The 13,185-nt window shown below is 69.0% G+C and carries 12 protein-coding genes; 6 read left to right on the top strand and 6 right to left on the bottom strand.

The features are described from left to right. Positions 1-13 precede the first annotated feature (13 nt). A complete protein-coding gene (locus CP970_RS23375; protein WP_150493839.1) occupies positions 14-1,105 on the bottom strand; it encodes a hypothetical protein in 1,092 nt (363 codons plus the stop codon). A gap of 524 nt (positions 1,106-1,629) precedes the next feature. Here CP970_RS23375 and CP970_RS23370 point away from each other — a divergent pair. Both CP970_RS23370 and CP970_RS23360 read left to right on the top strand, forming a co-directional pair. Continuing rightward, positions 1,630-2,382, top strand: coding sequence for an SDR family NAD(P)-dependent oxidoreductase (locus CP970_RS23370; protein WP_206188677.1), 753 nt, complete (start codon positions 1,630-1,632; stop codon positions 2,380-2,382). 484 nt (positions 2,383-2,866) lie between these two features. Beyond that, positions 2,867-3,316, top strand: coding sequence for a DUF6228 family protein (locus CP970_RS23360; protein WP_055551925.1), 450 nt, complete (start codon positions 2,867-2,869; stop codon positions 3,314-3,316). A gap of 30 nt (positions 3,317-3,346) precedes the next feature. On the opposite strand, the gene CP970_RS23355 is transcribed toward CP970_RS23360, so the two are convergent. After that, complete coding sequence (locus tag CP970_RS23355; RefSeq protein WP_055551927.1) at positions 3,347-3,721, bottom strand: VOC family protein; 375 nt, start codon at positions 3,719-3,721, stop codon at positions 3,347-3,349. Between the two features lie 193 nt (positions 3,722-3,914). Here CP970_RS23355 and CP970_RS23350 point away from each other — a divergent pair, with 193 nt between their 5' ends. Continuing rightward, entirely contained in the window at positions 3,915-4,328 is a 414-nt protein-coding gene (locus tag CP970_RS23350) for a hypothetical protein (RefSeq protein ID WP_055546509.1), read from the top strand. 65 nt (positions 4,329-4,393) lie between these two features. Next, positions 4,394-7,630 (top strand): BTAD domain-containing putative transcriptional regulator, encoded by a 3,237-nt coding sequence (locus tag CP970_RS23345; RefSeq protein ID WP_055546511.1) that lies wholly within the window; start codon positions 4,394-4,396, stop codon positions 7,628-7,630. Here the strand turns inward: CP970_RS23345 and CP970_RS23340 are convergent. The 3 genes from CP970_RS23340 to CP970_RS23330 all read right to left on the bottom strand — a co-directional run bounded on the left by CP970_RS23340 (position 7,614) and on the right by CP970_RS23330 (position 9,832). Continuing rightward, on the bottom strand, positions 7,614-8,378 hold the full coding sequence (locus tag CP970_RS23340; protein ID WP_055546513.1) for an ABC transporter permease: 765 nt from the start codon (positions 8,376-8,378) through the stop codon (positions 7,614-7,616). The two genes, CP970_RS23345 and CP970_RS23340, sit on opposite strands and share 17 nt — an antisense overlap. After that, on the bottom strand, positions 8,375-9,367 hold the full coding sequence (locus CP970_RS23335) for an ABC transporter ATP-binding protein (RefSeq protein ID WP_055546515.1): 993 nt from the start codon (positions 9,365-9,367) through the stop codon (positions 8,375-8,377). Before CP970_RS23335 ends, CP970_RS23340 begins: the two co-directional genes overlap by 4 nt. 81 nt (positions 9,368-9,448) lie before the next feature. Further along, positions 9,449-9,832, bottom strand: a complete 384-nt coding sequence (locus CP970_RS23330; RefSeq protein WP_055546517.1) for a winged helix-turn-helix transcriptional regulator — start codon at positions 9,830-9,832, stop codon at positions 9,449-9,451. A gap of 163 nt (positions 9,833-9,995) precedes the next feature. On the opposite strand from CP970_RS23330, the gene CP970_RS23325 reads away from it, so the two are divergent. Next, the gene (locus tag CP970_RS23325; protein WP_079043433.1) at positions 9,996-10,442 is read left to right on the top strand and encodes a helix-turn-helix transcriptional regulator; all 447 of its coding nucleotides are present in this window, start codon (positions 9,996-9,998) and stop codon (positions 10,440-10,442) included. A 163-nt stretch (positions 10,443-10,605) separates the two neighbouring features. Beyond that, a complete protein-coding gene (locus CP970_RS23320; RefSeq protein ID WP_055546519.1) occupies positions 10,606-11,493 on the top strand; it encodes an alpha/beta fold hydrolase in 888 nt (295 codons plus the stop codon). Between the two features lie 51 nt (positions 11,494-11,544). On the opposite strand, the gene CP970_RS23315 is transcribed toward CP970_RS23320, so the two are convergent. After that, positions 11,545-13,113, bottom strand: a complete 1,569-nt coding sequence (locus CP970_RS23315; protein ID WP_055546521.1) for an MFS transporter — start codon at positions 13,111-13,113, stop codon at positions 11,545-11,547. Between the last annotated feature and the right edge of the window lie 72 nt (positions 13,114-13,185).

Here is a 13,185-nt window from a genome sequence, read left to right as displayed (position 1 = left end):
GCGTTACGAGCTCTTAGGTCGTTTCGGCTGGCCGGACTTCTACAACGTCATACCGGGCATGGCGATCGCTGGACCATTGCTGCATCCGTTCCGCCACCGGGCCGGAAACGATCCAGGTGGCAAGGTTCACCCCTCCGCCGATCATCATTGCTTGGGGTGAAGGGTCCACCAGAGTGGAGGCGATTCCGCTGCTTACGCTGATGACAGCATTGACGTATATAGAGGTGCTCGGACGCGGAGGGGCAGCTGGGCTACCGAGCCTGTTGCCGATCTCCTGAAGGCTCTCCACATCCCAGTTCTCCCACCAGTTGTGCAGCTCCTCACTATGATCTTCGAGGAACCCGGCCCACTGCTCAGTGGTCATTCGTCCGAGCTGTTCCTGAAAGTTGTGTGGGTAAATAACAGTCCGGGCTGGATCTCTCAATCTGAGTGACGCTTTTCGCCGAACGCCTCGTAGAGCCGCCGAGTCCTCGCTGGAGAACATGGCGTGTTCAGCCTGAGCGATCGTGCGATAGTAGCAGCGGTCGAAGGCGAGCTTGAGCTGAAATGCATCGCCCCGCTCCGCCGCGTCGGCCTGATTGAGGCGCTCAATTTCTCGCCATACCAGGCTGCGGCGACGTGTTCCTGTCCGGACGTCCAGAGTTGCGGGGGAGGAAATGCGGGATGCGATGAACCGCGCGGCCGGAGTCAGTAGGGGCAAGTCCGCAAAGCCCTCCATGGCAAAGGACTGTGTGTCATCCCCGTATGGCTGCGCCGGGCGGGTAACCAGACTGCCATGACGCTCTGCGTCGACCCAGAAGCGCCACGAGTCGCGGATACGTTCGCATTCGATTGCAGGAACGATGCCCGTATCTCTAATAAGACCGAAGAGCCCTTCCACCACTCCGTCTCGCGTGCAGCGGCGGTCGACTTCCTCACGGGTGGCGCTCACTTCCAAAGCTTCTTGAAGAGCCATCCGTTGAGGCTTTGAAGCAGCCAGCGATGAGAACAGGAATGGTCGAGATATCATGTCCCGTAACGAATCTTCCAGGCTGTTACCAGAGACCGTGACTTCAAATGGGAGAGTTCGCATACTTCCGGTCAAGAAGCCACTGATGCGGTCCATGTATCGATCGTTGGCGATCAAGTGAAAGAGGCACCCGTCCAAAAGTTGGGTATGAGTCTGTAACCGCCGATGGCTACGAATGACATCCCAGCGAAATCGCCCAATAACCGACACGTCGACGCGAGGTCGCACCAGTCGCGTCACATCACTACTCGATCCAAGAAGCGTGTTGCGCTGGCGGACAGAATCGTAGTACTGAGCCAAGAGTGGTGGAACTATCACGTGCGGCTTCGCTCTTTAGACGTCAGCGACCTGCACCTGAGGTCGGGGAATTGAAATAGCACATGCGCGGCAGGCTTGTCTAGGTCACGGTCCCGTTTGGCTCGTGATCCAAACAGCTCCCCTGACGGCCGGAAACTTAAGGAAGAGTTGTTTACCAGTGTGGTGGGTGAGCCTGCGATGGCGATCTCCACGCGGAGCAAGGACCTGCACGACGACTGCTCTCATCGGTGTCCGGGCGTAGCGTATGGGGCACACTGCCCGCATGTGGCGAAAGGGAACCGATGAGCACAGCAAGATCCCGCATGGCAGGAAAAGCATGCCTGGTCACAGGCGCAGCAAGCGGAATTGGACGGGCGACCGTCGAGGCACTCGTGCGCGAAGGCGGAGCCGTCGTGGCCATGGATTGGAACGAGCCGCGGCTAATTAACCTCAAAGAAGAACTGGGTAACCAGGGACTGAAAATTTCTATAGTCTCTGGTGATGTCTCGAGAGTGAGCGACGTCAAGCGCGCGATCCTTACCGCCACGGAACCAGCTGGCCGTCTTGATGTTCTCGTGGCGAACGCAGGAATCATCCCGCTTTCCGGGATTTCAGAATCCACTCCTGAGGAATGGGAAAAAGTCATGGCGATCGACGGGAAGGGGATGTTCCTCTGCTGCAAGTATGCAATCGAAGAGATGCGCAAGAGTGGCGGAGGAGCGATTGTCTGCACGTCCTCAGTCTCTGGCGTAGCGGGACAGCGGAACCAGGCGGTGTATGGGCCAGCGAAGTTCGTGGCTTCAGGGTTGACGAAGCACCTCGCAGTGGAATGCGCCGGCGAAGGGATCAGGGTAAACGCTGTGGCACCCGGAACGATTATGACCGAACGCGTTCAAGAACTGAGAGATTCCCCTGGCGGAGATGATTACATTGCATCGATGGTCAGCGCCCACCCCATAGGAAGGCTGGGAGAGCCGCGTGAAGTGGCCGCGGCAATTGCTTTCCTTGCATCAGACGAGGCATCCTTCATTACCGGAGTGGTCTTGCCGGTGGATGGCGGGTACTTGGCTCAGTGAGCGTTTCCAGGGCAGCCGAGGACGTACAGGATGCCCTGCAGGCACAGTCGGTCTGCCGCCGACGATGCACCCCACTTTGCGCTCCAGTTCGGCTGCTGGGCCAGGGAGATGATCAGCTGCTGGTTGGGCTGGAATTTGCCGGTGACGTGGTCGAGGTGCTGTCCCAACCGCTGTGTATCCGTTTCCTTAGAACTCGTAACAGGGTCATGGCGGGATGGCCTGGTCGGGCATGACCGGTGTGACGCTTCAGCTATTGGCGATGCCGTGCTAGACCGAGGCCGAGTTCGATCACATCTTCCGCCTCGACTACCACCCTCGAAGACAATCCCTCCCCCGGTTCCATACGGCCCTCGCCAAACTGGTCGACCAAGCAATCGCTGACGCACGAAGTGCTCAGAGTGGCTGAGGCCACCGAAGTTGTCGTCCACTCACCAGCAACGAATCCGAATGACGTCGCGCACGGTGCTGGCCTAGCGTTCCGCCCATGCCCTCCCAGGATGACGCCACCGACAGCAAGCCCCATGTGACCATCCGCTGCCAGGACAACGCGTCCGTCGGCGTGACGTTCTGCGATCGGTTCAGCTTCGACGCGGACTCTGTGCACTATGCCGTTGAGCTGCGGGCCCCTGGTCTGACCGCTCGTGTCAACGAGGTCGTCGCCTGGATCTGGGACAGTGATCTCTCCACGTTCCTGGAAGAGCTTGCCGCCGACTACCAGGGCTGGGACGGCGAACGGAGCTGGCAGACCAACGACCAAGACCTGACGGTGTCGGCGGTCTTCCGGTCCGGCGGTCACGTCGGGGTGACTTGGGCCTTGCGGCCGTGGCCGCAGGCCGCCGGCGGCTGGGGCGCCTCGGTGACCACCTGGCTGGAGGCCGGAGAGCAAATGACCTCGCTGGCAGCCGAAGTCCGGCTTCTCCTCACTGACGAGTAGATCCGAGGACTAGACCTGACGAGACGCTTGTCAGCGCAGCGTGATGCAGAACGGATGCCCCGCCGGGTCGGCGAGGACCCTCGCGCTGTCGTTGTCGTGCGGCTGGTGGTCCGGGCGGGTCGCGCCCAGGTTCAGGAGGTGGGTTTCCACCGCGTCCAGGTTGTCTTCGACCTTGAAGCAGAGGTGCAGTTGCTGCGGGACGATCTGGTCCGGCCAGCTCGGCGGCCGGTAGTCGTCGACTCGCTGGAAGCCGATGAACAGGCCGTGCTCGCCGCTCAGGCCCGCGAAGTCGGTGTTCGAGGCCGGGTGCGGTTCGAGGCCCGTGGCCTGCTGGTAGAACGCCGCCAACGCCGTCGGATCGGGGCAGTCGAGCGTTATCGCGGCCAGCTTCATCTGCGGGGGCATGCGGACACCCTAGAGAGACGGGGAGGGAGGGGGACGAGGGGGCACTGCGCGTGTCAGGTGTGCCAGAGCGCGTGTCAGAGGTGTGTCAGGTCGGTGACAGGGGCCGACGCGATCGTAGAGGCATCAACCGGGAGCGGGGCGGAAAACACCGGCCCGTCGCCCGACCCGGACACCGATCCCAGGAGTTCACACCATGTCTCTCAACCTCACCCTCACCGCCCAGGACAAGCTCACCCTGCGCACCGCCGCCTACGGCGCCGTCTCGCTGCTCGCCGCCGCCGACGCCGCCGGATCGCCCCACAAGATCGCCACCCACGGCTCCATCGCGCTGACCTCCGCCACCGGCCCCATCGGCCACGTCCTCGCCGAGAAGTCGAAGATCGGGGACCTGAACGGCAAGTCCGTCGCCGAGCTCGCCGACCGGGTGCTGCCCGCCCTCACCGAGACCATGGGTCTGCTCGTGGACCGGGACCCGGCCGAGGCCGCCAACTTCCGCGCCACCATCAACACCGCCATCGAGGCGGCCGCCCGTACGTACAAGGGCGAGCCGAGCCCCGTCATGACCGAGATGGCCCGGAAGATCAACGGCGCCCTCGACGCCGCCTGACGGGGGCATGGGTTCCGCACCGTCCGGCAGGCTCAACTGCCGGACACCCATGGCAAACTCAGCGCGTGCAGATCAGGATGCTGGGTCCATTCGAGGTGCTCACGAGCGACGGCGAACCGGTCGACGTGCCGGGCGCGCGGCTGCGCGGGCTGCTCATCGCCCTCGCGCTCCGGCCGGGACACGCGGTCCCCAAGGCGTCGCTCGTCGACTGGATCTGGGGGGAGCAGCCGCCCGCCGACGCGACGAACGCGCTGCAGCGCCTGGTCTCCCGGCTGCGCAAGGTACTGCCGGAGGGGACGGTCGAGGGGCAGCCGGACGGCTACCGCCTCACCGTGCCGCCCGACGCCGTCGACGCCGTACGGTTCGAACGCCTCGTCGGCGCGGGCCCCTCCCGCGCCGAGGACGCCTCCCGGCGCGCGCCGCTGCTGCGCGAGGCGCTCGGGCTGTGGCGCGGCGCGGCCCTCCAGGACGTCGGTCTGCAGGAGAGCGAGGCGTTCGACGCCGCCGTCACCCGCCTCGAAGGGCTGCGGCTCACCGCCACCGAGGAGCGGTACGCCGCGGAGGTCACCCTCGGCCACGGCGCCGAGGTCATCACGGAACTGACCGACCTGGTGGCCGCGCACCCCATGCGGGAGCGGCTCGTCGCCTCGCTGATACGCGCCCTGGCCTCCGCCGGACGCGACAGCGAGGCCCTTCAGGTCTACGAGCGCGTACGCGAAGCACTCGCCGACGAGTTGGGCGTGGACCCCTCGTCGGAGCTCTCCGCCCTCCATGTCTCCCTGTTGCGGGGCGAGTTGGTGCGACGTGAGGAGACGACCCGTAAGACCAACTTGCGCGCGGAGCTGACCAGTTTCGTCGGCAAGGACGCCGAGGTCGCCGCCGTCCGCGAGCTCATCGCCGAACACCGGCTCACCACCGTGATCGGCCCCGGCGGCGCGGGCAAGACCAGGCTCGCCACGGAGACGGCCCGTACGCTCCTGGCCGATCTGCCCGACGGCGGCTGGCTGGTGGAGCTCGCCGCCATCGGCGCGGACGGCGACACGAACGACGTCGCGCAGATGACGATCACCGCTCTCGGCCTGCGCGACGCCCTCCTCGGCGCGGCCCCGAACGCGGAGCTGACCGACCGGCTCATCACCGCCATCCGCGAGCGCGACGCGCTCCTGGTCCTCGACAACTGCGAGCACGTGATCGAGTCCGCGGCGGTCTTCGCCCACCGGCTGCTCGGCGAGTGCGGGCGGCTGCGGATCATCGCGACGAGCCGTGAACCCCTCGGCATCACCGGGGAGGCGCTGTGGCCCATCGAGCCGCTCGCCGTGCCGGACGAGGCCGCGGGCCCGGCCGGGATCGAGTCGTCGCCCGCCGTCCAGTTGCTGCGGGACCGGGCGGGTGCGGTGCGCAGGAACCTCGCGGCCGACGCGGGCACGCTGGCGACCATGGTGCGCGTGTGCCGGGCGCTCGACGGCATGCCGCTGGCGATCGAACTGGCCGCGGCCAGCCTGCGTACGCTCTCCATCGACCAGCTCGCCCACCGCCTCGACGACCGGTTCCGCCTGCTCACCAGCGGCAGCCGCACCGCCCTGCCCCGGCACAAGACGCTGCGCGCGGTGGTCGACTGGAGCTGGGAACTGCTCACCGACGCCGAACGCGCGGTCCTGCGCAGGCTCTCGGTGTTCTCGGGCGGGGCGAGCACGGAGGCGGCGGAAGCGGTGTGCGCGGGCGAAGCGGTGCGCGCGGGCGATGGGGTGTACGCGGGTGAAGCGGTGCGCGTGGGCGATGGGGTGTACGCGGGCGACGAGGTCGACCGCGATGACGTCCCCGAGCTGCTCACCGCCCTCACCGAGAAGTCGCTCCTCCGCGCCGAGGGCGAGCACGCCCCGCGCTACCGCATGATCGGCACCATCAAGGAGTACGCCGCCTGGCGCCTCGCGGAGGCGGGCGAAGCCGAGTCCGCGCGCCACGCCCACCTCGCCCACTTCACCGGGCTCGCCGAGACCGCGGAGCCGAATCTGCGCCGCGCCGAGCAGCTGGCCTGGCTCGCCGTGCTCGACGCCGAGCACGACAACATCAGCGCGGCGATGCGCGGCGCGCTCGGCGCGGGCGAGGCGCGGGGGGCGATGCGGCTCGCGGCGGCCGCGGGCTGGTACTGGTGGCTCAGCGGGCACAGGACCGAAGGCATGGAACAGCTCACGGCGGCCACCAAGGTGCCGGGCGACGTACCCGACGCGATCCGGGCCACCGTGTACGCGCTCCTGGTGAACTTCGTGACCGCGGGCCCCGGTGACGAACACCAGGCCGCCGAGTGGATCCACAAGGCGTACGAGTTCAGCATGCGCAGCCTGGACAGCGAGGCACGCCATCCGCTGATCGGCTTCATCACCCCGCTGGAGCGCATGCTGCGGGAGCCGGCTGCCTTCCTGCCCGCCTTCGAGGAGCTGCTCGACGACGAGGACCCCTGGGCGCGGGCGCTCGCCCGGCTGCACCTGGGCAAGATGCGGATCCTGCTCGGCCACGGCGGCCTTGACGCCGACGCGCACCTGAAGACGGCGCTCGCCGAGTTCCGGGTGCTCGGCGAGCGGTTCGGGACCTCGTTCGCGCTGACCGAACTGGCGGACCGGATCGCCGTGCGGGGCGACTTCGCCGGGGCGTGCGCGCACTACGAGGAGGCGATCGCGATCGTCACCGAGGTCGGCACCACCGAAGACGTCATCGGCATGCGGTCGCGGCAGGCGCTGCTGCACCGGCTCTCCGGCGACGCGGACGCCGCCGCGGCCGCCCTGGCCGAGGCGCAGCGGCACGCGGAGCGGGTCGCCTGGCCCGGCGCGCTGGCCCTGCTCGCCTTCGCCAAGGCGCAAGTCGCCCGGTGGAACGGCGAATCCGCGACGGCGTACGAGCAACTGGCCGTGACCAAGGAACTGTTGGGCAAGGAGGCGGAGGAAGGGATCATCCTCGCGACGACGCACGATCTGCTCGGATATCTCGCCGACGACCTCGGCGAGTCCAGGGCGCACCGCGCGGCGGCCTGCGCGGCGGCGACCGAGACGGGGCACGCGTCGGTGATCGCGCAGGTGCTCGTCGGGGTCGCGGACCTCGCGCTGCGCCAGGGCGACCACGCGCAGGCCGCGCGGCTGCTCGCGGCGAGCACGGGCGTACGCGGACTGCCCGACCTCTCCCACCCGGACGCGGTGCGGATCGAGCGGGCGGCACGGAGCCGCCTCGGCGAAACGAAGTTCGCCGAGGCGGCCGAGGAGGGGGCCGGGACCGGCTGGTCCGGGCTCGTGGAGGTCACGCTCGCTTCTTGAACGTGGAGACCGCCCACAGGTAGCCGACGAGGGCGAACCCGACGCACCAGGCGAGGCTCGCGAGCACGTCACCGCTCGACGGGTCGCCCACGAGGAACCCGCGCAGCGCCTCGATGATCGGGGTGAAGGGCTGGTACTCGACGAACTGCCGCACCCCGGCCCCCATCGAGTCCGACGGCACGAACGCGCTGCTCAGGAACGGCAGCATGATCAGCGGCACGGTGGCCATGCCCGCCGACTCCGGGGACTTCGCGGCGAGGCCGAGGGCGACGGTGAGCCAGGCGGCCGCGAAGCTGAGCAGCAGGACGACACCGAGCGCGCCGAGCCAGTCGACGGCGCTCGCGCCCGGGTCGAACCCCAGGAGGAAGGCCATCCCGATGATCGCCGCGCAGGCCACCAGACAGCGCACCGTGGTGATGACGACGTGCCCGGTCAGGATGGCGCCGCGGGAGACGTCCATGGTCCTGAAGCGGTTGATGATGCCCTTGGTCATGTCGTCGTTCACGGACGTCGAGGTGGCCCCGAGGCCGTAGCTGACGGCCATCACCAGGAGGCCCGGTGTCGCGTAGTCGATGTACGCGGCACCACCGACATCGAACGCGCCGCCGAACACCTTGACGAACATCAGCATCATCACGAGCGGGAAGAGGATCGCGTTGAACACCGTGACCGGGTTCCGCAGGGTGTGCTTCAGATTGCGGCGCAGCATGATCCCGGCGTCGGCCAGGGGCGTCGAGAGGGTGCTCATCGCGCGATCTCCTTCGAGGTGGTCGAGCTGTCGATGTTCGTGAGGTCATCGGTGTTCGTACGGTCATCGGTGTTCGTACGGTCGGTCAGCGCGAGGAAGACGTCGTCGAGGTCGGGGGTGTGCACGGTCAGCTCGTCCGCCTCGACGCCCGCCGACTCCAGCCAGTCGAGGATGGCGCGCAGCTCGCGCTGGGTGCCGTCGCTCGGGATCCGCAGCGAGAGCGTCTCGTCGTCCGTGCTGACCTCGCGCAGCGCCGCGGCGGCGGAGCGGTACGCGGCCTGGTCGGTGAACCGCAGGCGCACGTGCCCGCCGGGGATGAGCCGCTTCAGCTCGTCCGACGTGCCCTCCGCGGCGATCCTGCCGTCGCTCAACACCGCGATGCGGTCGGCGAGTTCATCGGCCTCGTCCAGGTACTGGGTGGTGAGGAAGATGGTGGTGCCCTCGCTCACCAGCTCGCGGACGATCTGCCACATCGTGCGCCTGCTGCGCGGGTCGAGGCCCGTCGTCGGCTCGTCGAGGAAGATGATCCGCGGGCTGCCGACCAGCGTCATCGCCAGGTCCAGCTTGCGGCGCATGCCGCCGGAGTACGTCGCCGCCATCTTGTCGGCCGACTCCGTCAGGTCGAACCGTTCCAGGAGCCCGGCGACCACCTGGCCCGCGGAGCGCACGCGCTTCAGGTCCGCCATGAGCCGCAGGTTCTCGCGGCCCGTGAGGAGTTCGTCCACGGCGGCGAACTGACCGGTGACGCCGATGGCCTTGCGCACCTCCTTGGTGCCGGTGACCACGTCGTGCCCATCGACGCGCAGCGTGCCCGCGTCGGCGCTCATCAGGGTCGTCAGGATGTTCACGGTCGTCGTCTTGCCCGCGCCGTTGGGGCCGAGCAGGGAGAAGACCGATCCTGCGGCGACATCGAAGTCGATGCCGTCGAGCACGGTCTTGTCGCCGTATGCCTTGCGCAGTCCGGAAACCGCGATCGCCGAAGTTTTCATGCGCCGACCATCGCGGCCGTCCCTGACACCCGGCTGTCACGCCGCTGACACGGTGCCCCCTTGGACGTCAGGCGTCAGGCGTCAGGCGTCGAAGCGGCGGCGCGCGTCCTCGATGTGCCCGAGGTGCTCGTGCGTCCAGCCGCACATGGCGTCGACCGTGGCGCGCAGGCCACGGCCCGCCGCCGTGAGGGTGTACTCGACCCGCGGCGGCACGGTGGGGTGCACCTTCCTGTCGACCAGGCCGTTGCGCTCCAGCATGCGCAGGTTCTGGGTGAGCATCTTGTGGCTGACGCCCTCGACCTCGTCGCGCAGCTCGCTGAAGCGCAGGGTGCGCTCGCCGAGCGCCTCGACGATCAGGAACGCCCACTTGTTGGCGACGTCGGAGAAGATCTCCCGCGCCAGCGAGTCGGCGCGCCTGAGGTCCGCGTCCTCGGGCAGGCCCTTGAGCTCGTGCTTGGTAGACATCGGGTTCCCTCGTCACTGAAGAGTGGGTTCTTCCAGGTGGGCGCTGACTCTCCTACGGTTCCTGAGTAACTACAAGAGAGCAAGCCCGCCTGAGCAGTCGGGTCGGTACCGTATTCATGTGCCTCTCTCCGACCTCGTCCGGCTGCGGCGGGCCCGTGACCGGATGGACCGCGAATACACGCAGCCGCTGGACGTCTCCGCGCTGGCCGGTGACGCCCTCATGTCCCCCGGCCACTTCTCGCGCAGCTTCCGCGCCGCCTACGGCGAGACGCCGTACAGCTACCTCATGACCCGCAGGATCGAGCGCGCCAAGGCGCTGCTGCGGCGCGGGGACCTGTCGGTGACGGACGTCTGCATGGAGGTGGGCTGTACGTCGCTCGGCTCGTTCAGCTCGCGCTTCACCGAGCTGGTCGGCGAGAGCCCCAGCGCGTACCGGGCGCGCGACCACGGGGACGGGGCGGCGATTCCCGCGTGCGTCGCGAAGGTCTATACGCGTCCGGTCAAGAACGGGGTCAAGAACGGGGTCGAGGACGGGGTCAAGAGCGGAGTCACGAGCGGGGTCGAGGACGGGAATCCGCGTTCGGTGCCTGCACTCAAGGACCCGTCCTGATACCGTCGCCCTGCACATGACCGGCAGGACCGTGGGACCGAGGAGGTGAGACCCATCAACGCAGGACCAGGCTGGGTGCTCTCCTCCTTCGCGGCGGTGCGGTTGTTCTGACGCGGGTGGCCCTGGGAGTGCCCACAGGCACCCCACTGAAAGGACCTCCACCATGCCCGCGCCCTCTTCCCTTTCGTCTTCTTTCTCGTCTTCTTTCTCCGCGCCTGACGGAACCCGTCTCTCGTACGACGTCATCGGCGAAGGCCGCCCCCTGATCTGCCTGCCCGGCGGACCGCAGGACTCCGTGTACCTCGGCGACCTCGGCGGACTCTCCGCGCACCGGCAGCTGATCCGGCTCGACCTGCGGGGCACCGGCCGCTCCGAGCGCCCCGCCGACCTCGCGTCCTGCCGCTGCGACCGGCTCGTCGACGACGTCACGGCGCTGCGCGAGCACCTCCGCCTCGACCTCGGGCTCGACGTCGAACGCACGGACGTGCTCGCGCACAGCGGCGGCGCGAACCTGGCGCTCCAGTACGCGGCACGGCATCCCGAGCACGTCGGCAGGCTCGCGCTGATCACACCGAGCGTCCGTGCCGTCGACATCGCGATCACCGCGGACGACCGCCTGGAGACGGCTCGGCTGCGCGCGGCCGAGCCATGGTTCCCGGCGGCGTACGCGGCGCTGCGCGAGATCACCGAGGGGCGGGCCACCGGTGACAGCTGGGCAGCCATCGCCCCTTTCTCGTACGGCCGTTGGGATGCGGAGGCCCGCCGCCACCAGGCGGCCGAGGCGGGGCAGATGGACCACGAGGTGGTGGCCGCGTTCGGCGCCGAGGGAGCGTTCGACGCCGCCGCGACGCGTGACGCGCTCGCCCGCTTCGTACGTCCGGTGCTGCTGCTCACCGGCGAGGTGGACCTGAGTGCGCCGCCGCGTCCGATGGCGGAGCTCAAGTCCCTCTTGCACGGAGGGCAGTTGAGCGTGCAGCCCGGTGCGGGGCACTTCCCGTGGCTCGACGATCCCGGGCGGTTCGTGGCGGTCGTGGCGGAGTTCCTGGGGTAGGCCCGGACCCGGCCGCTCGGTCATGCCGTGCGCTCAGGCCGTTCAGACCGCTCAGGCCTCGCGGGCTCGTGCCGCGAGCAGCGCGACCAGGAGGGACGGGGCCAGGAGGAGGGCGAAGGCCGTGGTGTAGCCGGGGCCCGGCGTCGCGGCGAGCGCACCGGCCGCGGTGAACAGGGCCGACGCGACGGCCATCACCGTGACCTGGCCCAGGTTCTGGGTGGTCTGCATCGCGGCGCTCGCGTAGCCCTGGCGGTCCGGGGGGCTGTGGCCAAGGGAGAGGAGGGTGAGCGACGGGGTCAGCAGGCCCATGCCGATGGCGGCGGCGGGCATCGCCGAAGCGGCCAGCGCCGTGCCCGTGGCGCCGGGCCCGAACAGGCCCGACAGCGTGCTGAGCGCGGCCAGCGCCACGGCTGCCGCCATGATCAGCGCGCCGATCACCACCAGGCGGTGCCGGGGCCGTCCGGCGAGCAGGTGGCCCTGGACCCAGGACGCGGCGGCCCAGGCCACGGCGGCGCCCGTGAACGCGAGTCCGGTCACCAGGGGGGCGGCGTGCCGTTCCGTGACGAGGTACAGCGGGACGAACGCCTCCAGCGTGAAGAACGCTCCGGAGGCCAGGCCGCGCAGCAGCACCGACGCGGGCAGACCGCGGGCCGCGCGCCAGGTGCGGGGCGGCAGGAGCCGCGCGGCGAAGACCCCGAGCACCGCGAACCCGCCCGCTCCGCAGAGGAGATGGAGCAGATCCCACCCCGAAGCGGCGTACTGCCCGAGCGCGGCCCCCACGCTCACCGCGGCGGCAACGACCAACGAGGGCCGCACCCTGTCCACGCCACTCGCCACGCCATCGGCGTCCTTCCGGGACGCCTCACCGGGCGCCTCCCGAAGCTCTTGCCCGGCCGCCGCCCTGTCTGCCTTCCCGGCCGCGCCCTCACCTGCCTCACCGTCCGCGTTACCGGCCACCTCGCCGGGCACCTCCCGAGACACTTGCCCGGCCGCCTCGCCGAGCGCCTTCCCGGGTGCTTCGCCGAGCGCCTTCCCGGGTGCTTCGCCGAGCGCCTTCCCGGGTGCTTCGTCGGCCGTCTCCCCCTCCGTCGTACGGCCAGGTCCACTCCCCGCGCCCCCGCGCAACAGCACCACCACCGCTATCGCCGGAAGCACCGTCACCGCGGCCAGGCCGTAGAACACCGCGCGCCACGACCACCACTCCGCGACCAGGCCCGCGAGCGGCGGGCCCGTGAGGGACGGGATGATCCAGCACGTGCTCATCAGGGACAGCGCGCGCGGTCGCAGACGATCGGGATACGTCTGGGCGACGGCCGTGTTGACCGCGACCGCGATCATTCCGGCGGCGAGGCCGTCCAGGAAGCGGCCCGCGGCCAGTTGCCAGATGGAGGTGCTGGCCGCCGAGATCAACAGCGTCGCCACGGCGAGCGCGACGCCCGCGGCCAGCGGCCCGCGTGCCCCCGCCCGGTCCGCCCAGTCGCCGCCGAGCACCCCGCCCAGCAGGCTCGCGGCCACGAAACAGCCTGCCACCAGCGGGTAGAGCGCCACCCCGTCCAGGTCCCGCGCGGCCAGCGGCAGCGTCGGCACCACGGCCAGCGCGGCGAAACCGGTCAGGAACATCACGGCGGCGATGCTGGTGGTGGCCGCCAAGTACGGCCGGGAGTAGAGACCTTCGCGTACGACGACGGGCCG

The organism is Streptomyces kanamyceticus (assembly GCF_008704495.1).
In the GTDB taxonomy this organism is placed as follows: Bacteria; Actinomycetota; Actinomycetes; order Streptomycetales; family Streptomycetaceae; genus Streptomyces; species Streptomyces kanamyceticus.
The sequence above is the reverse complement of the archived record's forward strand: the minus strand, read 5'-3'. Positions and strand labels throughout refer to the sequence as shown.

Bases quoted from the DNA above. Each gene is read 5' to 3' on its own strand.
- CP970_RS23350 (WP_055546509.1), top strand. From the start codon at position 3,915: ATGTCTCTCAACCTCACCCTCACCGCCCAGGACAAGCTCACCCTGCGC.
- CP970_RS23335 (WP_055546515.1), bottom strand. From the start codon at position 9,367: ATGAAAACTTCGGCGATCGCGGTTTCCGGACTGCGCAAGGCATACGGC.
- CP970_RS23340 (WP_055546513.1), bottom strand. From the start codon at position 8,378: ATGAGCACCCTCTCGACGCCCCTGGCCGACGCCGGGATCATGCTGCGC.
- CP970_RS23315 (WP_055546521.1), bottom strand. From the start codon at position 13,113: ATGTTCCTGACCGGTTTCGCCGCGCTGGCCGTGGTGCCGACGCTGCCG.
- CP970_RS23330 (WP_055546517.1), bottom strand. From the start codon at position 9,832: ATGTCTACCAAGCACGAGCTCAAGGGCCTGCCCGAGGACGCGGACCTC.
- CP970_RS23355 (WP_055551927.1), bottom strand. From the start codon at position 3,721: ATGCCCCCGCAGATGAAGCTGGCCGCGATAACGCTCGACTGCCCCGAT.
- CP970_RS23320 (WP_055546519.1), top strand. From the start codon at position 10,606: ATGCCCGCGCCCTCTTCCCTTTCGTCTTCTTTCTCGTCTTCTTTCTCC.
- CP970_RS23370 (WP_206188677.1), top strand. From the start codon at position 1,630: ATGGCAGGAAAAGCATGCCTGGTCACAGGCGCAGCAAGCGGAATTGGA.
- CP970_RS23325 (WP_079043433.1), top strand. From the start codon at position 9,996: ATGGACCGCGAATACACGCAGCCGCTGGACGTCTCCGCGCTGGCCGGT.
- CP970_RS23375 (WP_150493839.1), bottom strand. From the start codon at position 1,105: ATGGACCGCATCAGTGGCTTCTTGACCGGAAGTATGCGAACTCTCCCA.
- CP970_RS23360 (WP_055551925.1), top strand. From the start codon at position 2,867: ATGCCCTCCCAGGATGACGCCACCGACAGCAAGCCCCATGTGACCATC.